General features: G+C 58.2%; 22 protein-coding genes. 5 read left to right on the top strand and 17 right to left on the bottom strand.

All coding sequences use genetic code 11. The annotated features are described in order from the left end of the window. Window positions 1-3: 3 nt before the first annotated feature. From ACKZ62_RS02715 to ACKZ62_RS02705, 3 genes are read right to left on the bottom strand one after another with little or no spacing between them, the layout of a single operon-like run. Window positions 4-834 carry a hypothetical protein gene (locus ACKZ62_RS02715; protein WP_447096296.1) on the bottom strand — a complete coding sequence of 277 codons (831 nt, stop codon included), beginning with the start codon at window positions 832-834 and terminating at the stop codon, window positions 4-6. Next, complete coding sequence (locus tag ACKZ62_RS02710) at window positions 835-2,406, bottom strand: hypothetical protein (RefSeq protein ID WP_032884549.1); 1,572 nt, start codon at window positions 2,404-2,406, stop codon at window positions 835-837. It lies immediately after the preceding gene. An 18-nt stretch (window positions 2,407-2,424) separates the two neighbouring features. Beyond that, complete coding sequence (locus ACKZ62_RS02705; protein ID WP_032884764.1) at window positions 2,425-3,867, bottom strand: OmpA family protein; 1,443 nt, start codon at window positions 3,865-3,867, stop codon at window positions 2,425-2,427. Window positions 3,868-4,133: 266 nt separating this feature from the next. Between ACKZ62_RS02705 and ACKZ62_RS02700 the strand changes: the two genes are divergently transcribed. The 3 genes from ACKZ62_RS02700 to ACKZ62_RS02690 are packed head-to-tail and all read left to right on the top strand — an operon-like array spanning window position 4,134 to window position 7,112. Next, the gene (locus ACKZ62_RS02700) at window positions 4,134-4,913 is read left to right on the top strand and encodes an endonuclease/exonuclease/phosphatase family protein (RefSeq protein ID WP_032884548.1); all 780 of its coding nucleotides are present in this window, start codon (window positions 4,134-4,136) and stop codon (window positions 4,911-4,913) included. Next, window positions 4,910-6,178 carry a cardiolipin synthase ClsB gene (clsB, locus tag ACKZ62_RS02695; RefSeq protein WP_447096295.1) on the top strand — a complete coding sequence of 423 codons (1,269 nt, stop codon included), beginning with the start codon at window positions 4,910-4,912 and terminating at the stop codon, window positions 6,176-6,178. Before ACKZ62_RS02700 ends, clsB begins: the two co-directional genes overlap by 4 nt. Then, a complete protein-coding gene (locus ACKZ62_RS02690; protein ID WP_099603296.1) occupies window positions 6,168-7,112 on the top strand; it encodes a lysylphosphatidylglycerol synthase domain-containing protein in 945 nt (314 codons plus the stop codon). Before clsB ends, ACKZ62_RS02690 begins: the two co-directional genes overlap by 11 nt. A 5-nt stretch (window positions 7,113-7,117) precedes the next feature. On the opposite strand, the gene ACKZ62_RS02685 is transcribed toward ACKZ62_RS02690, so the two are convergent. The 3 genes from ACKZ62_RS02685 to ACKZ62_RS02675 form a co-directional block, all read right to left on the bottom strand. Continuing rightward, window positions 7,118-7,873, bottom strand: a complete 756-nt coding sequence (locus ACKZ62_RS02685) for an alpha/beta hydrolase family protein (protein WP_032884545.1) — start codon at window positions 7,871-7,873, stop codon at window positions 7,118-7,120. After that, window positions 7,863-8,972 (bottom strand): DUF3182 family protein, encoded by a 1,110-nt coding sequence (locus ACKZ62_RS02680; RefSeq protein WP_447096294.1) that lies wholly within the window; start codon window positions 8,970-8,972, stop codon window positions 7,863-7,865. Before ACKZ62_RS02680 ends, ACKZ62_RS02685 begins: the two co-directional genes overlap by 11 nt. Before the next feature lie 171 nt (window positions 8,973-9,143). After that, the gene (locus ACKZ62_RS02675) at window positions 9,144-10,103 is read right to left on the bottom strand and encodes a GlxA family transcriptional regulator (protein ID WP_447096293.1); all 960 of its coding nucleotides are present in this window, start codon (window positions 10,101-10,103) and stop codon (window positions 9,144-9,146) included. A 97-nt stretch (window positions 10,104-10,200) separates the two neighbouring features. On the opposite strand from ACKZ62_RS02675, the gene ACKZ62_RS02670 reads away from it, so the two are divergent. Then, window positions 10,201-10,764 (top strand): cysteine hydrolase family protein, encoded by a 564-nt coding sequence (locus ACKZ62_RS02670; RefSeq protein WP_447096292.1) that lies wholly within the window; start codon window positions 10,201-10,203, stop codon window positions 10,762-10,764. 20 nt (window positions 10,765-10,784) lie between these two features. Here ACKZ62_RS02670 and tam read toward each other — a convergent pair whose 3' ends face one another. The 4 genes from tam to ACKZ62_RS02650 all read right to left on the bottom strand — a co-directional run bounded on the left by tam (window position 10,785) and on the right by ACKZ62_RS02650 (window position 14,484). Beyond that, a complete protein-coding gene (gene tam / locus ACKZ62_RS02665; RefSeq protein ID WP_447096291.1) occupies window positions 10,785-11,546 on the bottom strand; it encodes a trans-aconitate 2-methyltransferase in 762 nt (253 codons plus the stop codon). An 89-nt stretch (window positions 11,547-11,635) separates the two neighbouring features. Further along, window positions 11,636-12,442: a hypothetical protein gene (locus ACKZ62_RS02660; RefSeq protein ID WP_447096290.1), complete on the bottom strand. Its 807-nt coding sequence runs from the start codon at window positions 12,440-12,442 to the stop codon at window positions 11,636-11,638. Window positions 12,443-12,564: 122 nt separating this feature from the next. Continuing rightward, a complete protein-coding gene (locus tag ACKZ62_RS02655; protein ID WP_447096289.1) occupies window positions 12,565-13,080 on the bottom strand; it encodes a single-stranded DNA-binding protein in 516 nt (171 codons plus the stop codon). 9 nt (window positions 13,081-13,089) lie between these two features. Further along, window positions 13,090-14,484, bottom strand: coding sequence for an MFS transporter (locus tag ACKZ62_RS02650; protein ID WP_447096288.1), 1,395 nt, complete (start codon window positions 14,482-14,484; stop codon window positions 13,090-13,092). A 178-nt stretch (window positions 14,485-14,662) separates the two neighbouring features. Here ACKZ62_RS02650 and uvrA point away from each other — a divergent pair, with 178 nt between their 5' ends. After that, window positions 14,663-17,497, top strand: a complete 2,835-nt coding sequence (gene uvrA, locus ACKZ62_RS02645; RefSeq protein ID WP_032884538.1) for an excinuclease ABC subunit UvrA — start codon at window positions 14,663-14,665, stop codon at window positions 17,495-17,497. A 63-nt stretch (window positions 17,498-17,560) separates the two neighbouring features. Here uvrA and bfr read toward each other — a convergent pair whose 3' ends face one another. From bfr to rpsM, 7 genes are all read right to left on the bottom strand, one after another. After that, window positions 17,561-18,025, bottom strand: a complete 465-nt coding sequence (gene bfr / locus ACKZ62_RS02640) for a bacterioferritin (RefSeq protein ID WP_032884537.1) — start codon at window positions 18,023-18,025, stop codon at window positions 17,561-17,563. Window positions 18,026-18,180: 155 nt separating this feature from the next. Then, a complete protein-coding gene (locus ACKZ62_RS02635; protein WP_260368004.1) occupies window positions 18,181-19,629 on the bottom strand; it encodes a catalase in 1,449 nt (482 codons plus the stop codon). 237 nt (window positions 19,630-19,866) lie between these two features. Beyond that, on the bottom strand, window positions 19,867-20,253 hold the full coding sequence (gene rplQ, locus ACKZ62_RS02630; RefSeq protein ID WP_003176402.1) for a 50S ribosomal protein L17: 387 nt from the start codon (window positions 20,251-20,253) through the stop codon (window positions 19,867-19,869). 41 nt (window positions 20,254-20,294) lie between these two features. After that, entirely contained in the window at window positions 20,295-21,296 is a 1,002-nt protein-coding gene (locus ACKZ62_RS02625) for a DNA-directed RNA polymerase subunit alpha (RefSeq protein WP_003176403.1), read from the bottom strand. 22 nt (window positions 21,297-21,318) lie between these two features. Beyond that, complete coding sequence (gene rpsD, locus ACKZ62_RS02620) at window positions 21,319-21,939, bottom strand: 30S ribosomal protein S4 (protein ID WP_003176404.1); 621 nt, start codon at window positions 21,937-21,939, stop codon at window positions 21,319-21,321. 18 nt (window positions 21,940-21,957) lie between these two features. Next, on the bottom strand, window positions 21,958-22,347 hold the full coding sequence (gene rpsK, locus ACKZ62_RS02615) for a 30S ribosomal protein S11 (protein ID WP_002555466.1): 390 nt from the start codon (window positions 22,345-22,347) through the stop codon (window positions 21,958-21,960). A 30-nt stretch (window positions 22,348-22,377) separates the two neighbouring features. Continuing rightward, window positions 22,378-22,734 carry a 30S ribosomal protein S13 gene (rpsM, locus tag ACKZ62_RS02610; protein ID WP_003210063.1) on the bottom strand — a complete coding sequence of 119 codons (357 nt, stop codon included), beginning with the start codon at window positions 22,732-22,734 and terminating at the stop codon, window positions 22,378-22,380. Window positions 22,735-22,759 lie beyond the last annotated feature (25 nt).

Below are 22,759 nucleotides of genomic sequence, written 5' to 3'. Positions count from 1 at the left end.
GGTTCACTTCAGGTCGACATTCAGGCTTGGCGCGCCAAACGCTACCAACTGCGCGTTAGAGCCGGCGAAATAGCCTTTCCAGAAGCCTTCCAACGCTTGGATGGTCTTGCCGGAGCGATAAGCCTGCTTGACGTCCTTGGTCACCAACGCCGCACCGGCCACATAGACACGCGCGCCCTGCAGATCGGCGAACAGGCCTTTGTCGGCCACCCGCTTCAGCTCGGCGTCGGGTTGCAGATCACGAATCCGGTTGTTGGCGTAGAAGCTGCCGAAGTCGCTGTTTTCCAGCATGTCGGAAATCAACAACACCACACGTTCCTGAGCCGGTTGCTGGCCCAGGTCTTTGCCGATATCACGCAACGACTGGAAGATCTCACTGCGCGCAATATCTTCGGACGCTTCACGCAGCGTGGTCACAAACACCTTGCCAAAGGTCTTGTTGAAAAAGCTGCGCTGCTCGGCCAGGCACGTATCAAAGGTGCGCAGCGATTGCATGCCCACGCGCTCACGGACTTTCTCGTCTATGCCCTGGTTGAGTTCACCGGCAAAGCGCAATTGCATGAACTGCCCCGGCAGAAACGCCGAGAAGCTGTACAGTCGGACCTTATCGCCCGGCTGTACAAAGCGCTGCACCTGGGCCCAAGTGGCCTTCTGAATGACCTCAGGCATCGGGATCGTTTGATCAATGATCACCGTCAACTCGCGCCCCGCAGACACGGGCCGAAACTCAGCGACCTTGGCGTACGGATAGCAATCCGGAATGTCGTTGCGCTCGCCGGCCACCGCCATCAATGGCGCCAGCAACAGGGCACAGAAAAAGCGCGGGATCATCATTCAGGCACCTGTTGCGTCAAAGTCTTTAACCAACTGCTGTTCGGCACGCAGCGCCAGCACATCTTCCAGGGCGTGGCCTTTGGCACGGCTGATCGTTGCCAATTGCTCTTCGGTGTAGGCCGTCAGGTCTTTGCCGCGCAGGGCGTCGAGACCTTCCGAGGCAGCCACCGCCACTGGCGCCTGCACCGGGGCTGGTGCTGGTGCTGGTGCAGCGACTTCCGCTACCGCCGGTGCGGCAGGTGCGGCAGGTGCAACCGGAACATTGACGGGTTTGGCCGCTGGTTGCGGATTCCCTGGCAACGCCTGTTTGCGCGCCACGAAGGTCTCGAAACTGCGATTGTGTGCAGTGGTCAACGCCGCCTGCTGCTGGGCGTTGGTGGTGGTGCGCCCGGCGAGCTTGAGCTGCAATTTGCTCAATTTGTGATCGGCATGGGAGGCAATTTCCACGCGTTGGCTCTGCATCCAGTTTTCCAGGGCTTCGCCGCTGGAGAACTTGTGGGTGTGCTCCCAGGCAGTCTTGGACTCAACCCCGGCGAAACCGAAGATCGACGCCAACCAGATACTGGTGATCTGAATCGCGATGTAGATCACCGACAGCACGATGAAGGTGATCAGCGAGGCTTTGCGGATCGCGTCCATCTTGTCGGTCAGGGTTTGCTTGTCTGCCTGATCGTTGATCGCCGCCGAATCGGCCGGCAGTTCGAACGGGCTGGCCGAGTCGTAATTCTGCTGGGCAAAGGCATGCGGGCTGCCGACCATTTCGGTCTCGATGCTTTTGAGCTGCATGGTGCGGATACCGAACGCCGCAATCGCGATAATCGCGATCCAGATACCGGTGGTGATCATCCAGCCACGGCTTGGTGTCACGGTGTGGTTAGTGTTGATGCGCGCCAGGATGCGGTTGTAGTCCTTGCCGTCTTTATCGCTTTCGGTGTCTTTGATCCCGATGCCCGGCAACTCCTTGAGCTGATTCGGGCGGTCGCTGTCGCTGTCGTTTTCCCACCAGTGGCGAGCCTTGCTGATCAGCGCGTTCTTGTGCGCAGCACGGCCGGTGACTTCGGCCAGGATCGCCGAGGCGACCGCCAGCAGGAAGGCGAACAACCAGCCCATCCAGCTTTGGTCATTGGCCGACAGGTTCTGGTTGATGAATGGCACCAGTACGTAGGCGAAACCCACGGCCTCGAACATGATCAGCATAAAAATCAGGGCAAACACCCAGAACGGTCGCTCCCGGCGGCCACGCTCGCCGATGGTGCGCAGGTAGGATTCGCTTTTATTAAAGAAGTCGACGTCTTCCGCGCCGATTTTTTCATAGCGCGAGTAGTACGCGTCGCACAGCTCGCTCTCGGATTTCGGCCAGCCATAAGCGTCGAGCATCAGGCTCTGCTTGGACAGGCGCGCTACCTTGCCGATCACGGGCACGCCGTGCCAAACACGCATGACGAAATAACCCACTTTTTCCCAATACGCTTGAATCAGGATCGCCGCCAGCAGCGTGGAAATCACCAGGCCGGTGATTAGCTTGTTTGCCCAGAGCAGGGCCGTCAGCGCATTAAAGCTGAAGTCTTCCATGGTGTATGTCCTTGAGTCTTACGCGCGAATCGGCACGAAACGGGTAGTGAAAGCTTCACGGCTGCGCGGGTAGAACAACGCACCGTCCGTGGCTTCGGAGTTTTTCTTGCTGAACACCACGTCGATACACGACACCGGTGCCTTGGGGTCTTGGATAAAAACGCGATAGAGCACCAGGTCCTCACCTTCGTAGGTGTTGGCCACGGCTTTGCTTTTGATCGACTTGCGGTTGCCGTCCTTGTAGCCCTGGACCACTTCGATGAAGGGTTGGCGGTCGACGCTGGCGCCGTCACGCAGGATCGAAACCGGCGACAGCGTCACCAGGTGGCCATTGACCACATTCGCCCACACGCGATTGTTGTAGCCCGGCAGGTACTCGGTGGTGACTTGGGTGTCGAGCGCCTTGCCGCTGGCGAGGTTGAACACCTTGCCGGTTTCTCGCGGGCGGTCGGCTTCGCAACTGCTGTTGGGCAGATCGTTGGCTTGCGCGCTGCTGACCAGAGCGAACCCGGCCTTTTTCGGCGCGATGCCTTGGGCCAGGGTCCAACGCGTGTCGCTGGCCGGCTGGCCGCCAAAGTCGACCAGGGCGGTACCGGCATCGGCGGGCTTGCTCTCAGCAGCCGGTTTGGTGGTGGCAGCAGGCTTGTTTTTCGGCGCGCGGGCGACGGTGCGCGCAGGCTCGGTCGAGGTACCGTGCGCCAGGTATTTGGAGTTGTTCTGTTCGGCGTTGACCCGCTTGACCAGCATGTTGCGGTCGGTCACTTCAACGATCTCAACCCGACGGTTCTTGCCGCGTTGCTGCACATCGCTGTTGTCGGCGATTGGCCGCGAAGCCCCCGCCCCCTGGAAAAACATACGCTGCGGGGCGATGCCTTGCTCGGCCAGGATCGACGCCACGGCGCGGGCACGTTGCTCGGACAACCGCTGGTTGGTGGCGGCGCTGCCGGTAGCGTCGGTATGGCCGACGACCAGAATAGCCGCCTGGCTGTTCTGGCCCTGCTTGGGCGCGAACGCGGCGGCCAACTTGCGGACCTGGCGCTGACCATTGGCGCTCAACTGCGCGCTGCCGGTGGCGAACATGCCTTCATCCTGCACTTGGGCAACGATGCCCGCTTCAGTCGGTGCCGGCGCGCGGGCGTTGCCGCTGGCGACCTCCTGGCTCTGCAGAGTTTGCACCTGGATATTCAGGTTCTCTTCCTTGGCGATCCGCTCCAGTTCCTGCAAACGGTTCTGCCACAAGTTACCCGCCACACAACCGGCCGCCGCGCCCACACCACCGCCGACGATCGCCTTTTTGGCATCGCCCGTGATCGCATACGTCAGGCCTGCACCGAGCAATGCACCACCGGCGCAACCGATGGCCGTGCCGTAGTTTTTGCCGGCGTCGTTAAGCGTCGCACAGCCGCTGAGCGCCACGGCGCCAGCAAGCAGGCTGATTTTTCGGGTAAAGGAGGTATTCACTTGATGGGTTCCGGCCTTCATGAAAAGAGCCGCCGACCCACTGCCAACGCCGAATACGCGCCAACTGCATCATCCATGAACAGGCCCTGCACAATCGTTGAATGGGGTAAATAGCGCGGGATTGGATCACGTCAGTGATGGCAATTCAACAGCATTTGTAACTCCATGCGTCCTTCAGAACCGTCCGTAGGACGTTCGAAACTTTCTCCAGCCGCCAGCAGTCAGCCATTACATGAAGCCAAGCCCCACTCTTCACAGGAATACACATGACTGCGATCCCCGACTGGGTGCCCGTTACCCCCAGCGTCGCCATCACGCGCTTTACAGTGCTGACGGTCAATATCCACAAGGGCTTCACCGCCCTGAACCGACGCTTCATCCTGCCCGAGCTGCGAGAAGCGGTGCGCAGCGTGGGCGCAGACATGGTGTTCCTGCAGGAAATCCATGGCACCCACGAGCGCCATCCGCAGCGCTACAGCGACTGGCCGAACATGCCGCAGTACGAGTTTCTGGCCGACAGTATCTGGCCGCAGTTCGCTTACGGGCGTAACGCGGTTTATCCCCATGGCGACCACGGCAATGCGCTGCTGTCGAAATTCCAGATCGTGAGCTACGACAACCTCGACATCTCCCAAAGCGGCCATGAAAACCGTGGCCTGCTGCATTGCGTGTTGCGCTTGCCGGGCAGCGGGCAGGAAGTGCACGCAATCTGTATCCACCTGGGCTTGCGCGAGGTGCATCGCCAGCAGCAATTGCGTTTGCTGGAGCAGCGCATCCGCGAGATTCCCGCCGATGCGCCGTTGGTGGTCGCCGGCGATTTCAACGACTGGCGCCAGCGGGCCGATTTGAGCCAAAGCGGCCTCACCGAGGTGTTCGTGCACACCCTTGGCAAACCGGCGCGCACCTTCCCGGCACGCCTGCCGTTGCTGCCGCTGGACCGCATTTATGTGCGCAACGTGAAGGTTCACAACCCACAGGTGCTGACCACACGGCCGTGGTCCCATCTTTCAGACCATGTGCCGCTGTCGGTGGAGATTGAGCTATGAACATTGCGGTCGAGCACATCTCTACCGACCAGCCGCCGGACGAAACCAAGGCACGCGACCTGGATTACGGCTGGCAAAGCGGTAATCAGGTCGAGTTGCTGGAGAACGGCGAAGCGTACTTTCCCAAGGTATTCGAGGCGCTGCGCCAAGCCCGGCGCGAGGTCCTGCTGGAGACCTTTATCCTTTTCGAAGACAAGGTTGGCCATGAGCTGCAACGTATCCTGATCGAGGCGGCGCAGCGTGGGGTCAAGGTCGTGGTCAGCCTGGATGGCTTTGGCTGCGGCGAGCTGAGCGCGGGGTTTCTCGGTGAGCTGGCCGAAGCCGGCGTGACGGTGCAGATGTTCGATCCGGCGTCCAAGACGCTGGGGATTCGCACAAACTGGTTCCGCCGCCTGCACCGCAAGATTGTGGTGGTGGACGCCACCGTGGGGTTTATCGGCGGGATCAACTTCTCTGCTGATCACTTGGGGGATTTCGGCCCCGAGGCCAAACAGGATTACGCGGTGCAGGTAATTGGCCCGGCGGTGGCAGACTTGCATCACTTTGCCTTGGCACAAAGTGGTCGCCAGGTGCGCACGCGGCGCGGGTGGCGACGGCGCCAGCAGCGGCCTTCAGCGTGGTCGAGCGAGCACGGCGACGGCCTGGTACGGTTGATTTACCGTGACAACCTGCAACACCGCGACGATATCGAAGAAGCGTATATCCATGCCCTGAGCAAGGCCCAACACCGAGCGGTGATCGCCAACGCGTATTTCTTCCCCGGCTACCGCCTGCTGCGGGAAATCCGCAACGCCGCGCGCCGCGGTGTGCATGTGCAGTTGATCATGCAGGGCCAACCCGACGTGCTGCTGGCCAAACTGGCAGCACGCATGCTCTACGACTACCTGCTCAAAGACGGTGTAGTGATTCACGAATACTGCCAGCGCCCGCTGCACGGCAAAGTCGCATTGGTGGATGACGAGTGGAGCACTGTAGGTTCGAGCAACTTGGACCCCTTGAGCCTGGCACTGAACCTGGAAGCCAACGTGTTGATTCGCGACCGCGCGTTTAATCAGCAACTGTACGAGCGCCTCGAAGTGCTCAGTAAAAATCACTGCCAGACCATGCCGGAAAACCGCAAGCCACGCCTGTGGTTGTGGCGATTGACCGTCGGCTTCCTGGTGTTCCATGTGATGCGCCATTTCCCCGCGCTGACCGGTTGGCTGCCTGCGCACAAACCGCGCTTGAAACCCTTCGTGCATGAGGAACAGCGCCATGAAAGCTGAGCGTTTCAAGCGTTGGAAGAAGCCCCTGACCATCGCCTTCTTCCTGCTGCTGATCGTGCTGTTCACCCTGCTCGCCCGCAGGATCGACTGGAGCGAGGTGGTCCAGACGCTGGGTGATTTCAAACTGCGTACCTTGCTGATAGCAGGCGCGTTGACCCTGTGCAGCTTTATCGTCTACGCCTGCTTCGACCTGATCGGCCGCACCTACATCCGCCAGCCATTGCGCTGGAAGCAGATTCTGCCGGTGGGCATCATCAGCTACGCGTTCAACCTCAACCTCAGCGCGTGGGTCGGCGGCATCGCCATGCGCTATCGGCTGTATTCAAGGTTGGGCGTGAGCACCGGCAATATCGCCAAGATTCTGGGCCTGAGCCTGGCCACCAATTGGTTTGGCTACATGGCGCTGGCCGGCGCGGTTTTCAGCAGCGGGCTGGTGACCATGCCGCCGGGCTGGAAGCTGAGCAGCGGCGCGCTGCAAGGGGTGGGTGTATTGCTGGTGCTGGCCAGCCTGGGCTACCTGGCGGCCTGCCAATTTTCGAAAAAACGCGCGTGGTCGATCCGAGGCATCGAGATCAACCTCCCATCGCTGCGCATGGCCTGCTTGCAACTGGCGTTGGGCGCGTTGAACTGGTCGCTGATGGCGGCGGTGATTTTTACCCTGCTGCCCGCCAAGTTGGACTATCCGCTGGTACTGGGTGTGCTGTTGATCAGCGCGATTGCCGGCGTAGTCACCCATATCCCAGCCGGGCTTGGGGTGCTGGAAGCGGTGTTTATCGGGCTGTTACAGCATGAGGCGTCGCGGGGCAGTTTGCTGGCGGGGTTGATTGCGTATCGGGCGATCTACTTCATCTGCCCGCTGCTGATTGCACTGGTGATGTACTTGGGCGTGGAAGCCAAGGCCAAGGCGTTGCGGGTGAAGAAAACACCCGCCTGAACGCACTACTGGGATTGGATGATGCTCAACCGCTCGCCGACCACCATCTCGGTGATCCAGTCCACCAGGATCGAGGTGTAGGCCTGTTGGGACACCGGATCGCTGAGGGAGTGGTCAGCGCCATCGATGATGCGGTGAGTCAGGGAATGGGTCTGCTGGCACGCGGCGCGGTAACTCATGATGGTGGCGTGGGGCACATGGTCATCGGTTTCCGATTCGACAATCAGCACATCACCGGTAAACGCCGCACAAGCATGTAAGGCGCGGTTGGTCTCGGCATGCACCAGGGTGCTGCGGTAATCCATCAAATCGACCTTATCCAGATCGCGCTTGGGCTTGAGCCATTCCTGATCGCGGTACAACGCCGGCACACGCAGCGCCAGCCAGCGTACCGGGCGCAGCGAGGTGAGGATTGCAGCCAGGTAGCCACCATAACTGGTGCCCACGACCGCCACCGCCGAGGTGTCGATGGCAGGATGGGCGAGCAGCCGGTCATACGCCGCCAGCAGGTCCCGCAGGTTGTCTTCACGGGTGACGCGGTTCAATGGAATACCGTTGCCAGCATGGCCGCGCAGGTCGAAGGTCAGGCACACACACCCCAGGCCGGCGATGCCTTTGGCCCGCTCCAGATCCCGCTCTTGGCTACCGCCCCAGCCGTGCACAAACAACACGCCCGGCACTTTGGATTTAGGGCTCAGAAACGTACCGCTCATTTGTTCGTCGTCGATATCGATGGAAATGGTTTCACTTCTAGCCGTCATAAGATTTAACCGTCACGTACTTGAGAAGAAAGTCGCTGTTTTCCGCGGGGCCGCGGTACACCTCAATGGCATCCGCCGGCAGCGCTTGGTCCACGTAGGTTTCTACCGAGGACACATGAATGGCTTTAAGGCCCGGGTGGTTGATGAAGCTCTGCAGCGCCGCGACTTCCGCGCTGCTGGCGCCGCCCATGCGCCAGGATTGTTCGAGCACGCCACTGCGACGCTGGCCGTGGCTATCCAAGCCTTGAGCGATGTCGTAGTTGCGCCGTGAGGCATAGAAGCCGGGGTAGGCTTCATCAGCTGCCGTGTCGAAGACCTGCGCTTGCTCGATGGCCAGGCGTACGTCCTCGGGCAGATCGAGCTTAAGCAAGTCTTCGTAATAACCGGGTACGACCAGCAGGTCGGATCCGCCATAGACACCTTCGCCCTCCCCGTCTTCGGTCAGGTATTGCTCGCCGCAGTAACTGAACACGTGATCGCCTATAAAACTCTGGCCCACGCTATGGGTGACCACATCATGCAGGTCCTGCTCCAACACCACGCCTTCGTCGAACAATTGCACAGCCTCAGGCCTGGCCAGCACGGCTTTGAAGGCATCGAGGCTGTGGATAACTTCCTGGCCGCGTCCAGCGCAGGCGTGCACTGGTTTCAGGCGAATGGGCCCGTCGTTAAGCAAACGGGTGGCAGCGGGCAGTGCGTCTTCGAGCGCGAATACACTGAGGCCTTCCAACACGACTTTTTTTACCCGCTCGCAGAACAACGGCGACCATCCCTCTGGCGCCTTGGCCTCAGGGCTTAACAAACCATGGCTGATGGCTTTGGTGCAGATGAAGTCGTGATCGACATAGCCGCCCCACAGATCTTCGGGGCCTTTGACGTTAAGGGCGCGGGCCTGCGCCGGGCCAACAAGGGTTTGCGTGGGCAGTAAATACAGCTCACGGCCAGCATGTTTTTGCGGATCGTAGCTGCCGCCGAATTTAAGCCCCAGAATTTGCGCCAGCCAGCGGGCCAGGGCGAGGTTTGTGTGGACTTCATGCTGAGGTGCGCCCTCTCGTGTGGAGTAAGCGACCACCCATTTTTTGCGTTGTGTCGGGGTCATGCGTCCCCCTTGGCCGTCCGGCCATGTGTGTATCAAGAAGGCTGCAGGGATCAGGCCAAAACACGGAGGGGCGGGACCGGTTTGAAATCAATCAGTTACTGAAAAACCGATGGCATTTGGCCTGTTTTATTCTGCACGACGAGGCGTCAAGTGCGCGGCGTTCTGCACGATTCACACGCCAAAACGGCTGCGATAATCACTGGGCGCCAGACCTGTGATTTTCTTGAAAATGGCGCGAAAGGCGCTGGGATCCTGATAGCCCACGGTCCAGGCGATATGGTCGATGGTGCCGTTGGTGAACTCCAACATCTGCCGCGCCTTGCCCACACGCAAGTGCTGGCAGTATTCGGTGGGTTTCAAGCCAGTGGCGCCGCGAAAGCGCCGCAGGAAAGTACGTTCTTCCAACCCCGCCTCTTGCGCCATGGTCGCGACGGACACATCTACCGCCCCGCTGGCTTGCAACCAATGTTGAACCTTGAGAATGGCCGCGTCGCAATGACCAAGGATCGGCGCAAAGTTACTACCGCACTGGCTGGCGCTGTCGCTGTGTTCGATGACCAAGAACCGCGCGGTGTCGGCAGCGATGCTCGGCCCCATGAGACGGTCAACCAGACGCAGGCCCAGTTCGGACCACGCCATCAGCCCGGCCGTAGTAATCAGGTCGCCGTCATCGACAATAGGTTTGTCCGCCTCCAGGCGCACGGAGGGGTAGCGTGCGGCAAAAGACTTGGCGGAAGACCAATGGGTAGTAGCGCTGCGCCCATCCAGCAAGCCACTGCGCGCCAGCATGATCGAGCCGATACAGACGCCACCGAGTACGGTCCCCGTCGCGTGCTGCTGACGAAGCCACTCCAGCAGCGCAGGCGGCGCTTGTTCTTCGGTGAACTCACCGATCGACGGGGGCACCAGCACGGCCATCATCGGCTGGTCGGGGCCTGGGTGGCTGTCGAATACCCTTTTCGGCGAGCCATCGGCACTTACCTGCCAATGACTGATACGCAGCAGCGGCAGTTGTGCAGACTGATGCTCGGCCGCAATCCGGTTGGCCACGCCGAACAGGTCGGTCAGGCCATGCACGGCGGCCAATTGCGCCCCTTCGTAGATCAACACGCCCAGCTCAACAACAGCCATTGTCAGTTTTCCCCCTGTTATTGTCGGTGCAGCCAATCCCCGGCGCCGGCGCCAGCTAAGATACTGGGCCCATCAACCCATCACGAGGCAATAACCCATGGCCAAGCAAGCGCTCATCCTAATCGATATCCAGAACGACTACTTCCCCCAGGGCAAGTGGCCGCTTGATGGTGTGGAAGCTGCGGCGGACAAGGCTGCGCAGGTGCTCAAGGCGTTCCGCCAGGCAGGTGATGCGGTGATTCATGTGCGCCATGAATTCACGTCCGAAGATGCACCGTTCTTCACGCCTGGGTCACAAGGCGCGCAGTTGCATCCAAAGGTACTGAACGAAAGCAATGAGCCTGTGGTGCTTAAACATTTCGTGAACTCGTTTCGTGAAACCAATCTGCGCGCCTTGCTGGAACAACGCAGCATCACCGAACTGGTGGTGGTCGGCAGCATGAGCCATATGTGCGTCGATGCCGTGGTGCGGGCCGCAGCGGATCTGGGCTACAAGGTCACGGTGATTCATGATGCCTGCGCCACCCGCGATCAGGAGTTCAACGGGCAGGTGATTCCGGCCGCGCAGGTGCATGGCGCGTACATGGCCTCGTTGGCGTTTGGGTATGCGGGCGTGGTGTCGGCGGAGGAGTATTTGAAGACGCAAGCAGCGGCGGCGTAAACGCTGCTTGCCTGGGTGTTTTAGCGGGTCGCGATAATAAAGAGACGCGGGAACGGCAGTAACACGGTGCCATCGGCCAGGGCTGGATACGCCTGGGCAATCCGCGCCTGATATTCCTGTAGAAAGGCGGCTTTTTCACCATCGGTCAACGGTGCAAGGAATGGACGCAATCCCGTGCCCTTGAACCACTCCACCACAGCCCCGTGATCCGCCAACGGGTGCAGGTAGGTCGTGCGCCATACGTCAACGGCAGCGCAGTGCTTGCTCAGCAACTCGTAGTAGTAGCTCGCCGCGTACCGCTCATTGTGTTTGACCGTACCAAGCTTTGCAGACCACGGGCCCTCAGCCGCGACTTCACGCGCAAGCCGGTGTGCAGGCTCATCGAGGTTGTCCGGGGTTTGCACTGCCAGCGTGCCGCCGGTCGTCAGTTGGTTGACCAGATGAGGGTAAAGCGTGCTGTGGTTGGGCACCCATTGCAGCGAAGCGTTGGCCAGGATCACGTCGAATTTTTGCGCGGGACTCCAGGCGCCGATATCGGCCAGTTCAAAGCTCAATTCCGGCAGGCGTTTGCGGGCGTCGATCAACATATCGTCGGAGCTGTCCATGCCGATGACATGTGCTTGAGGGAAGCGCTCGGCCAGCACTTCAGTGGAGTTGCCAGGGCCGCAACCCAGGTCAACGGCGGTTTTCACGTCACTATTTGGAATGGCTGCAACCAAGTCACGGACCGGACGGGTGCGTTGTTGCTCGAACATCGTGTACTGCTTGGCAGACCAGGTCATCGCGGCTTTCCTTGTTCTTTGGAAGGGGCTACAGCCTAAATCGTGTGACCCATGAGGACAAATGCCAGGGCCGGAGATCTTCTATGCCGTCATTTCATCCGCTTCAGAAAACTCATGTACGGATCGCCATTGAGGATGAAGTCTTCGCGCATCCGGCCGTCAAGCATGGGTTCAAGACTGGTAGGGGTGAGTAATTTGTGCTTTGGGAGACGAAACGCCTGTTCATGGTCCGAGTAGGTATACCGTTGGAAATGCAGTGCATTGCCTATCCAGTGGACGTCGTTGTAGAGGTAATGCCAGTTTTTGTCACTGGGCGTACTCAGGTAAAAAACCCCGTTCACATCTCGGGTAATTTCATACATCACAAAATTACTGGAGCTCCATTTGCCGACGTAGCGGTCCATACCCGGATGGTCGGGAATGGCTGGGGCAGCGACGAAATCACTGTCAGTGTAGGGCGTACTCCGGGCCTGCTCGGCCTTGAGCTGAGGGTAGCGTTCGCACACAGAATCGATGCTGTCGACTTTTTCAAGGTCGTACCTGATTTCCATGCCATCCGTTCGGGAAGTGAACTGCATGGCCTCGGAAGAAAAGGTCAGCACCTTCAGCTCAATGGTTTTGGTCGGTAATATCATGTTGATTACCTCCCCATTGTCAGCCACGGAATAAGCGACCACGTTCGTCGGTTCCCGAGTTGATTTCACGCAGTCGAAAGCGTGCATCAACAATTGGCCATCGGACCTGAACTCAGCCACGGTCGTTTGACCTTCGTTCAATGCCTGCATGGCCCAGAGGCCGACAATCAGGTTTTTAGAAGCCTTTGGCTCTGCGTGTAACGCGGTGCAGCCGGCCGCCAAAACGACGGCCAATACGTAGCGCAGCAGTGTGTTCGACACGATGTTCATCCATGACTGTGTGGGTCGGCGGTTCTCAATGCGAACCTACAAACAAAAAAGCCCCAAGAGCAGGGCTCATGGGGCTTTTCGGGAAAGCTTTACGGATTGCTCCGAGCGATATCCTAGAAAGGAATATCGTCATCAAAGCTATCGAAATCCGGAGCCGGTTGCGGAGCGACCTGTTGTGGCGCCGGACGCGACTCACGCTGTGGCTGCTGGCTTGGCTGTGGACGCGACTGCTGTGGACGCGGTGCCGAGTTGGACATGCCGCCCTGGCCCTGTTGATCGCCTTGTGGACGACCGCCCAGCAGTTGCATGGTGCCTTGCATGTCGACCACGATTTCAGTGGTGTAACGCTTGATGCCGTCTTTTTCCCACTCGCGGGTCTGCAGTTTGCCTTCGATGTAGACCTGCGAACCTTTGCGCAGGTATTCGCCGGCGATCTCTGCAACCTTGCCAAACATCGACACACGGTGCCACTCGGTTTTCTCGACCTTCTGGCCGGTTTGCTTGTCGGTCCACTGTTCGCTGGTCGCCAGACTCAGGTTGGTCACGGCGTTACCGTTAGGCAAGTAGCGAACTTCGGGATCCTGGCCGCATGTACCGACCAATATGACTTTGTTAACCCCACGGGCCATAACGTTCTCCTAAGCTGGGCGCGCTGTCGGCACTGGATTGACCAGTTGCTCAAGCGTCGCGCGATCCAATAATTCGGTGTCCAATTTGATGTAAATGGCCGCCTCTTCAGCGACCACGACTGCATCTGTTACCCCTACGACTGCCTTCAGGCGCTCTACCAGACCGCTTTCACGGATCGCCTCAGGCGATAGCGGCAAACGCAGACTTGTGACGTAGGGAGGTTCGCGCATGGTAACAGCAAAGACCAGCCAAAGTGCAGCAAGCCCGGCGCATCCGAGGAACACAACCGACAAACCGCCATGCTGGAACATCCAGCCGCCCATGATGCCGCCCAACGCCGAGCCAAGGAACTGGCTGGTGGAATACACCCCCATGGCCGTGCCTTTGCCACCCGCCGGTGAAACTTTACTGATCAGCGAAGGCAATGAAGCCTCCAGCAGGTTGAACGCGGTAAAAAACACCACCGTCCCGATCACAAGCGCCCGAAGGCTGTCGCCGAACTGCCAGAAGAATAGTTCAGTGAGCATCAATGTCGCGACGGCACCCAGGAGAACTCGTTTCATTTTGCGTTTCTTCTCGCCGTAGATGATGAACGGAATCATGGCGAAGAACGAAATCAGCAGAGCAGTGAGGTAGACCCACCAGTGCTGCTCCTTGGGCAGCCCGGCTTTTTCCACCAGGGCCAGGGGCAAGGCGACGAAGCTGCACATCAGCATTGCGTGTAATACGAAGATACCTAAATCCAGGCGCAGCAGGTCTGGGTGCTTGAGCGTCGGCAACAACGTCTTGCGTGCGACACCCGACTCCCGGTGCTGCAACGTGCCGGTGGAGCGCGGCACCATAAAGGCCACGATCACGATCCCGAACAACGCCATGCCGCCGGTGGCCAGGAATAAGCCGTGCAGGCCGAAAGCACGAGTCAGCAAGGGACCGACCACCATGGCCACCGCAAACGACAGGCCAATGGTCATGCCGATCATGGCCATGGCCTTGGTGCGGTGTTGTTCGCGGGTCAGGTCAGAGAGGAGCGCCATCACCGCAGCGGAGATCGCCCCAGCACCTTGCAGGATACGCCCGGCGATCACACCCCAGATGGAATCGGACTGCGCCGCGAGCACACTGCCGAGGGCGAAGACGATCAGCCCGAGGTAAATCACCGGACGACGGCCAATGCGGTCGGAAATGATCCCAAAGGGGATCTGAAAAATCGCCTGGGTCAGGCCATAGGCGCCAATCGCCAGGCCGATCAGTGCGGGGGTCGCGCCTGCCAGATCCATTCCATAGGTCGCCAGTACCGGCAACACCATGAACATGCCAAGCATACGGAACGCGAACACCAGGGCCAGACCGCTTGCTGCTCGGGTCTCGCCGCTACTCATGCGTTCGCTGTGGGGATCGTGCATGGAAAAACCTCGTGTGAACCGGCGGCGATTCTACCAGTCCCATCGATTGAGAGGGTATATGCGGCGCTTTGCCGCGCAGCTTTCATGTAAGGCTGCACCCGGCACTTTGACAGTGTATATTCATCCAGTCTTTAGCCGTATACTCCGGCATTATTTACGCCCGCCGTGCGAGGCCATCTTGGACAAGATCCTGATTCGTGGGGCTAGAACCCACAACCTGAAGAACATCGACCTGACCCTGCCCCGGGACAAACTGATTGTCATCACCGGCTTGTCCGGCTCGGGCAAATCGTCCCTGGCGTTCGACACGCTGTATGCCGAAGGTCAGCGCCGCTATGTGGAATCGCTGTCGGCCTATGCCCGGCAGTTCCTGTCGATGATGGAAAAGCCTGACGTCGACACCATCGAAGGTCTGTCGCCGGCGATTTCCATCGAACAGAAATCGACCTCCCACAACCCACGCTCCACCGTGGGCACCATCACCGAAATCTACGACTACCTGCGCCTTCTGTACGCGCGGGTAGGTATTCCCCGCTGCCCGGACCACGACATTCCGCTGGAAGCCCAGACCGTCAGCCAGATGGTCGACTTGGTACTGGCCCAGCCGGAAGGCGCCAAGCTGATGCTGCTGGCCCCGGTGATTCGCGAGCGTAAGGGCGAGCACCTTTCTGTTTTCGAAGAGCTGCGTGCCCAGGGTTTTGTACGCGCACGCATCAACGGCAAGCTGTATGAGCTGGATGAAGCGCCAAAGCTCGACAAGCAGAAGAAGCATTCGATCGATGTAGTGGTCGACCGTTTCAAAGTGCGCGCCGACCTGCAGCAGCGTCTGGCCGAGTCATTCGAAACCGCGCTGAAACTGGCGGACGGTATTGCCCTGGTGGCGCCGATGGATGACGAGCCGGGTGAAGAGATCATCTTCTCCGCCCGCTTTGCCTGCCCGATCTGTGGCCATGCCATCAGCGAGCTGGAACCCAAGCTTTTTTCCTTCAACAACCCGGCCGGCGCTTGCCCGACCTGCGATGGTCTTGGGGTAAAGCAATTCTTCGACATCAAACGCCTGGTCAACGGCGAGCTGACGTTGGCGGAGGGGGCAATACGCGGCTGGGACAGGCGTAATGTCTACTACTTCCAGATGCTGGGTTCACTGGCGTCTCACTATAAATTCAGCCTTGAAGTGCCATTCAACCAACTGCCGGCAGATCAGCAGAAGGTCATCCTTAATGGAAGTGGCTCGCAGAACGTCGACTTTAAATACCTGAACGACCGTGGCGACATCGTCAAGCGCTCCCACCCGTTCGAAGGCATCGTGCCGAACTTGGAGCGGCGCTACCGCGAGACCGAATCGGCGAGCGTGCGCGAAGAGTTGGCGAAATTCCTCAGCACTCAACCTTGCCCGGATTGCCGTGGCACTCGCCTGCGTCGTGAGGCGCGGCATGTATGGGTGGGTGAGAAGACGCTGCCGGCAGTGACCAATCTGCCGATTGGCGATGCCTGTGAATACTTCGGTGTCCTCAAGCTGACAGGACGCCGTGGGGAGATTGCCGACAAAATCCTCAAGGAAATCCGTGAGCGGTTGCAGTTCCTGGTTAACGTGGGCCTGGATTATCTTTCGCTGGATCGCAGTGCCGATACTCTGTCGGGCGGTGAAGCGCAGCGTATTCGCCTGGCCAGCCAGATTGGTGCCGGGCTGGTAGGCGTTTTGTACATCCTTGATGAGCCGTCCATTGGTTTGCACCAACGAGATAACGACCGACTGCTGGGTACGCTGAAACACCTGCGGGATATCGGCAACACGGTAATCGTAGTCGAGCACGACGAAGACGCGATTCGCCTGGCGGATTATGTGGTCGATATTGGCCCAGGTGCCGGCGTACATGGTGGGCATATTGTTGCCGAGGGTACGCCGGCCGAAGTCATGGCTCACCCGGACTCGTTGACCGGCAAGTACTTGTCTGGCCGCGTGAAGATTGAAGTACCGGCTAAACGCACGCCGCGCAACAAGAAGATGGCGCTACACCTCAAAGGTGCACGCGGGAACAACCTGCGTAATGTCGACCTGGAGATTCCGCTGGGCTTGCTGACCTGTGTGACTGGTGTTTCCGGATCGGGCAAGTCGACACTGATCAACAACACGCTGTTCCCACTGAGCGCAACCGCCCTGAACGGTGCAACCACCCTGGAAGCGGCGGCACATGACAGCATCAAAGGCCTGGAGCATTTAGACAAGGTCGTCGACATCGACCAAAGCCCGATTGGCCGCACGCCGCGTTCTAACCCAGCGACCTACACTGGGCTGTTTACACCGATTCGCGAGCTGTTCGCCGGTGTTCCGGAGTCACGCTCGCGTGGCTACGGTCCTGGCCGGTTCTCGTTCAACGTCAAGGGCGGGCGCTGTGAGGCGTGCCAAGGCGATGGTCTGATTAAGGTGGAGATGCACTTCCTGCCGGATATTTATGTGCCGTGCGACGTATGCAAGAGCAAGCGCTATAACCGCGAAACCTTAGAGATCAAGTACAAGGGCAAGAACATCCACGAAACCCTGGAGATGACCATCGAGGAAGCTCGCGTGTTCTTCGACGCGGTTCCAGCATTGGCGCGCAAGCTGCAAACACTGATGGATGTAGGCCTGTCGTATATCAAGCTGGGACAGTCGGCGACCACGCTGTCCGGGGGTGAGGCGCAGCGGGTGAAGCTGTCTCGCGAGCTGTCCAAGCGCGATACGGGCAAGACTCTGTATATCCTCGATGAACCGACCACGGGCCTTCACTTCGCAGATATCCAGCAACTGCTGGACGTGCTTCACCGATTGCGCGACCACGGCAACACTGTGGTCGTGATTGAGCACAACCTTGATGTGATCAAGACTGCTGACTGGTTGGTGGATCTGGGGCCGGAAGGCGGTTCCAAGGGTGGCCAGATCATCGCGGTAGGTACACCGGAGCAAGTCTCCGAAATGCCGCAGTCCCACACCGGTTACTACTTGAAGCCGCTGTTGGAGCGTGATCGGGCCTGATGTATGCCCCATAAAAAAGCCCCTGTCACTTTGCGGTGACAGGGGCTTTTTAGTAGCCGGAAATCAGAACTGCGATTGCAGATAATTCTCCAGCCCTACCAACTTGATCAGGCCCAACTGCTTTTCCAGCCAGTAGGTGTGATCTTCTTCGGTGTCGTTTAACTGCACACGCAGGATTTCCCGCGTGACGAAGTCACTGTGCTGCTCGCAGAGCTCGATGCCCTTGCAGAGCGCAGCACGCACCTTGTACTCAAGGCGAAGATCGGCTGCGAGCATGTCAGGTACGCTGGTGCCCACGTCCAGATCATCGGGACGCATGCGCGGCGTGCCTTCGAGCATCAGGATACGACGCATCAGCGCGTCAGCGTGCTGTGCCTCTTCTTCCATCTCGTGGTTGATACGCTCATAGAGTTCGGTAAAACCCCAGTCTTCGTACATACGCGAGTGGATGAAATATTGGTCACGAGCTGCCAGTTCGCCCGTCAGCAACGTGTTGAGGTAATCGATTACGTCGGGGTGACCTTGCATCGCCCTACATCTCCCTGCTTGAAAGTCTGTAGTTTGAACCATGATGACTCGGAGGTCACGGGACTAACGGCATAAAAGTGAAGATTTCCGGAGAAAAGTAGCGGAAATAACGCAAAAACCGCCCAAGTGAGGGCGGTTCTGCTTATCGTTTAGAGTCAGTTAAGCGATACACCCAATGCCTTTGCGATTGCTTCTCCATATGCAGGGTCCGCTTTGTAGAAGTGCGCCAATTGACGCTGAACCACATCATTGGAAACCCCAGCCATTGCACCCGCGATGTTATTGGTGAGCAGGGCTTTCTGATCATCGTTCATCAGGCGGAACAGCGCCCCGGCGTGGCTGTAGTAGTCAGTGTCTTCCCGATGATCGTAACGATCAGCGGCACCGCTCAGGGCCAAGGCTGGCTCGGCGTACTGCGGAGCTTGCTTAGGTGCATCGGCGTAGCTGTTTGGCTCGTAGTTAGGGGCGGCACCACCGTTGTTGCCGAAAGCCATCGACCCGTCACGCTGGTAGCTATTTACCGGGTTGCGCGGCGCATTTACCGGCAACTGCTGGTGATTGGTGCCAACACGGTAGCGGTGGGCATCAGCGTAGGCAAAAACCCGACCTTGCAGCATGCGGTCTGGGGACAGGCCAACACCTGGGACCATATTGCTCGGGCCGAATGCTGCCTGCTCAACTTCAGCAAAGTAGTTTTGCGGGTTGCGATTGAGCTCAAGCTCACCAACTTCGATCAACGGAAATTCCTTCTGCGACCAGGTTTTGGTCACGTCGAAAGGATTCTCGTAGTGAGCGTTAGCTTGGGCTTCAGTCATGATCTGGATGCAGACGCGCCATTTCGGGAAATCACCGCGCTCGATCGCACCGAACAGATCACGCTGGGCGTAATCGGGGTCGGTACCGGCCAAGCGTGCAGCATCGGCTGGAGTCAGATTCTTGATCCCCTGCTTGGTTTTGTAGTGCCATTTCACCCAGTGACGCTCACCATTAGCATTGATCAGGCTGTAAGTGTGGCTGCCAAAGCCGTGCATGTGACGGTAGCCGTCTGGAATGCCACGGTCCGAAAACAAGATGGTCACTTGGTGCAGCGCCTCAGGGGAGTGCGACCAAAAGTCCCACATCATCTGTGCGCTTTTGAGATTGCTTTGCGGCAGACGCTTCTGAGTGTGAATGAAGTCAGGGAATTTCAGCGGGTCGCGAATGAAGAACACCGGAGTGTTGTTCCCCACGATGTCCCAGTTGCCTTCCTCAGTGTAGAACTTCAAGGCAAAACCACGTGGGTCGCGCTCGGTATCAGCAGAACCACGCTCACCGCCCACAGTTGAGAAGCGCAGGAAGGTCGGGGTCTGCTTACCCACAGATTCAAACAGCTTGGCGCTTGTGTACTGAGTGATGTCTTGGGTGACTGTAAACGTTCCGTAGGCACCCGACCCTTTGGCATGTACGCGGCGCTCAGGAATGTTTTCACGGTTGAAGTGAGCGAGCTTCTCGATCAGATGGAAATCGTCGAGCAACAGCGGGCCACGCGGGCCAGCAGAACGGGAATTCTGGTTATCTGCAACGGGAGCACCGCTGGCGGTAGTAAGGATTTTATTCTGGCTCATGCTCAATTTTCCTCAGGTCGGACTTAGAACTGCCGGCTAATCGGCTTGGGAGGATTATTGATCAGCAACATGACAGGTACAAATTCATTAAATTTCACACATCAATAGAAAATTACTACCAACAACCTCAACCGCATAGTGCCAAGCCCCTACCCCGAAAACTTGTACAAATCGCGCTTTTGTTACGCGCACAAAAAACCGGGCACTAGGCCCGGTTCTTTGTTACAGCTTGTCGTCTTACTCGGCGCTTACAGCTTCGCCGGCAGTAGCACGATCAACCAACTCAACGTACGCCATAGGGGCGTTGTCACCAGCGCGGAAACCGCACTTGAGGATGCGCAGGTAGCCACCCTCACGGGTAGCGTAACGCTTGCCCAGGTCGTTGAAGAGCTTACCAACGATAGCTTTCGAACGAGTACGGTCGAAAGCCAGACGGCGGTTAGCCAGGCTGTCTGTCTTAGCCAAAGTAATCAGCGGCTCAGCAACGCGACGCAGTTCTTTAGCTTTCGGCAGTGTAGTTTTGATCAGCTCGTGCTCGAACAGCGACACCGCCATGTTTTGAAACATGGCCTTGCGGTGCGAGCTGGTACGGCTCAGGTGACGACCACTTTTACGATGACGCATGGTTCATTCCTTACCAAACTCACGTTCGGTGATTACGACGATCAGGCAGTCGCCTTGTCGTCCTTCTTAAGACTTGCAGGCGGCCAGTTGTCGAGGCGCATGCCGAGGGACAGACCGCGGGAGGCCAGAACGTCCTTGATTTCAGTCAAGGATTTCTTGCCCAGGTTCGGAGTCTTCAACAGTTCTACTTCGGTACGCTGAATCAGGTCGCCGATGTAGTAAATGTTTTCCGCCTTAAGGCAGTTAGCCGAACGTACAGTCAGTTCCAGATCGTCAACCGGGCGAAGCAGGATCGGATCGATCTCGTCTTCCTGCTCGATTACCACTGGTTCACTGTCACCTTTGAGGTCGACGAACGCAGCCAACTGCTGTTGCAGAATGGTTGCAGCGCGGCGGATAGCCTCTTCAGGATCCAGAGTACCGTTGGTTTCCAGATCAATAACCAGCTTGTCCAGGTTAGTACGCTGTTCGACACGGGCGTTTTCCACCACGTATGCGATACGGCGAACCGGGCTGAACGAAGAGTCGAGCTGCAAGCGACCAATGCTGCGGCTTTCGTCTTCATCGCTCTGACGCGAGTCGGCCGGTTCATAACCACGACCACGAGCTACAGTGAGCTTCATGTTCAGGGCGCCGTTAGACGCCAGGTTAGCGATTACGTGATCGGGATTAACGATCTCGACATCATGATCCAGCTGAATATCGGCAGCGGTAACCACCCCCGAACCCTTCTTCGACAAGGTCAGCGTAACTTCGTCACGGCCGTGCAGCTTGATAGCCAGACCTTTAAGGTTCAACAGGATTTCAATTACGTCTTCCTGTACACCTTCGATGGCGCTGTACTCGTGGAGCACACCGTCAATCTCGGCCTCGACTACTGCACAGCCGGGCATTGAGGACAACAGGATGCGGCGCAGCGCGTTGCCCAGGGTGTGGCCAAAACCACGCTCGAGAGGCTCGAGTGTGATCTTGGCGCGGGTTGGACTGACAACCTGCACATCAATGTGGCGGGGTGTCAGGAACTCATTTACCGAAATCTGCATGGATGCACCTATTTTCTAGCCCTTACTTGGAGTAGAGCTCGACAATCAGGCTTTCGTTGATGTCGGCGGACAGATCACTGCGAGCAGGAACGTTCTTGAAAACGCCCGACTTCTTCTCAGTGTCTACTTCTACCCATTCTACGCGGCCACGTTGGGCACACAGATCGAGAGCTTGGACAATGCGAAGTTGGTTTTTTGCTTTCTCGCGAACTGCGACCACGTCACCAGCACGAACCTGATAAGACGGAACGTTTACGGTCTGACCGTTAACGCTGATCGACTTGTGCGATACCAGCTGACGGGATTCGGCACGAGTCGAACCAAAGCCCATACGGTATACAACGTTGTCCAGACGGCATTCGAGCAGTTGCAGCAGGTTTTCACCAGTTGCACCTTTCTTGCCAGCAGCTTCTTTGTAGTAGCCGCTGAACTGACGCTCGAGAACGCCGTAGATACGACGAACCTTCTGCTTTTCACGCAGTTGGGTGCCGTAATCGGACTGGCGACCGCGGCGTTGGCCGTGGATACCAGGTGCTGCTTCAATGTTGCACTTCGATTCGATCGCGCGCACGCCGCTCTTCAGGAAGAGATCGGTGCCTTCGCGACGAGCGAGTTTGCATTTTGGACCAATGTAACGAGCCATTCTTTACAATCTCCTGGATTACACGCGGCGCTTCTTCGGCGGACGGCACCCGTTGTGCGGGATTGGCGTCACGTCGGTGATGCTGGCGATCTTATAGCCACAGCCGTTCAAAGCACGGACAGCAGACTCACGACCTGGACCTGGACCTTTGACGTTAACGTCGAGGTTTTTCAGGCCATATTCCAGCGCAGCTTGACCAGCACGTTCAGCAGCTACTTGAGCAGCAAACGGGGTGGACTTGCGGGAACCGCGGAAACCCGAACCACCGGAGGTAGCCCAAGAAAGCGCGTTACCTTGACGGTCGGTGATGGTCACGATTGTGTTGTTAAAAGATGCATGGATGTGGGCGATGCCATCAACCACTGTCTTTTTAACTTTTTTACGAGGACGAGCAGCAGGTTTTGCCATGATTAATTTCCTGTCGATTCGCGTGGGCGATTACTTGCGGATCGGCTTACGCGGACCTTTACGGGTACGCGCGTTAGTCTTGGTACGCTGACCGCGTACTGGAAGACCACGACGATGACGCAGACCACGGTAGCAACCGAGGTCCATCAAACGCTTGATTTTCATGTTGATTTCGCGACGCAGGTCACCTTCAGTGGTGAACTTCGCCACTTCGCCACGCAACAGCTCAATCTGCTCGTCGCTCAGATCCTTGATCTTAGCGGCTGGGTTTACCCCAGTGTCTGCGCAAATTTTCTGCGCAGTAGTGCGACCAACACCATAGATGTAGGTCAGCGAGATAACAGTGTGCTTGTTATCTGGAATGTTAACGCCTGCAATACGGGCCATTCAGTGGGACTCCAATTGACAGCTA

The sequence above is a fragment of the Pseudomonas sivasensis genome (assembly GCF_052938085.1).
Note: the sequence above shows the minus strand (reverse complement) of the source record. Positions and strands in the feature narration are given on the sequence as shown.

Bases quoted from the DNA above. Each gene is read 5' to 3' on its own strand.
- ACKZ62_RS02650 (WP_447096288.1), bottom strand. From the start codon at position 14,484: ATGCACGATCCCCACAGCGAACGCATGAGTAGCGGCGAGACCCGAGCA.
- clsB (WP_447096295.1), top strand. From the start codon at position 4,910: ATGAACATTGCGGTCGAGCACATCTCTACCGACCAGCCGCCGGACGAA.
- tam (WP_447096291.1), bottom strand. From the start codon at position 11,546: ATGACCTGGTCTGCCAAGCAGTACACGATGTTCGAGCAACAACGCACC.
- ACKZ62_RS02625 (WP_003176403.1), bottom strand. From the start codon at position 21,296: ATGCAGATTTCGGTAAATGAGTTCCTGACACCCCGCCACATTGATGTG.
- ACKZ62_RS02670 (WP_447096292.1), top strand. From the start codon at position 10,201: ATGGCCAAGCAAGCGCTCATCCTAATCGATATCCAGAACGACTACTTC.
- rplQ (WP_003176402.1), bottom strand. From the start codon at position 20,253: ATGCGTCATCGTAAAAGTGGTCGTCACCTGAGCCGTACCAGCTCGCAC.
- ACKZ62_RS02690 (WP_099603296.1), top strand. From the start codon at position 6,168: ATGAAAGCTGAGCGTTTCAAGCGTTGGAAGAAGCCCCTGACCATCGCC.
- ACKZ62_RS02635 (WP_260368004.1), bottom strand. From the start codon at position 19,629: ATGAGCCAGAATAAAATCCTTACTACCGCCAGCGGTGCTCCCGTTGCA.
- ACKZ62_RS02710 (WP_032884549.1), bottom strand. From the start codon at position 2,406: ATGGAAGACTTCAGCTTTAATGCGCTGACGGCCCTGCTCTGGGCAAAC.
- rpsD (WP_003176404.1), bottom strand. From the start codon at position 21,939: ATGGCTCGTTACATTGGTCCAAAATGCAAACTCGCTCGTCGCGAAGGC.
- ACKZ62_RS02700 (WP_032884548.1), top strand. From the start codon at position 4,134: ATGACTGCGATCCCCGACTGGGTGCCCGTTACCCCCAGCGTCGCCATC.
- ACKZ62_RS02685 (WP_032884545.1), bottom strand. From the start codon at position 7,873: ATGACGGCTAGAAGTGAAACCATTTCCATCGATATCGACGACGAACAA.
- rpsK (WP_002555466.1), bottom strand. From the start codon at position 22,347: ATGGCAAAACCTGCTGCTCGTCCTCGTAAAAAAGTTAAAAAGACAGTG.
- ACKZ62_RS02680 (WP_447096294.1), bottom strand. From the start codon at position 8,972: ATGACCCCGACACAACGCAAAAAATGGGTGGTCGCTTACTCCACACGA.
- bfr (WP_032884537.1), bottom strand. From the start codon at position 18,025: ATGCAAGGTCACCCCGACGTAATCGATTACCTCAACACGTTGCTGACG.
- rpsM (WP_003210063.1), bottom strand. From the start codon at position 22,734: ATGGCCCGTATTGCAGGCGTTAACATTCCAGATAACAAGCACACTGTT.
- ACKZ62_RS02655 (WP_447096289.1), bottom strand. From the start codon at position 13,080: ATGGCCCGTGGGGTTAACAAAGTCATATTGGTCGGTACATGCGGCCAG.
- ACKZ62_RS02675 (WP_447096293.1), bottom strand. From the start codon at position 10,103: ATGGCTGTTGTTGAGCTGGGCGTGTTGATCTACGAAGGGGCGCAATTG.
- ACKZ62_RS02715 (WP_447096296.1), bottom strand. From the start codon at position 834: ATGATGATCCCGCGCTTTTTCTGTGCCCTGTTGCTGGCGCCATTGATG.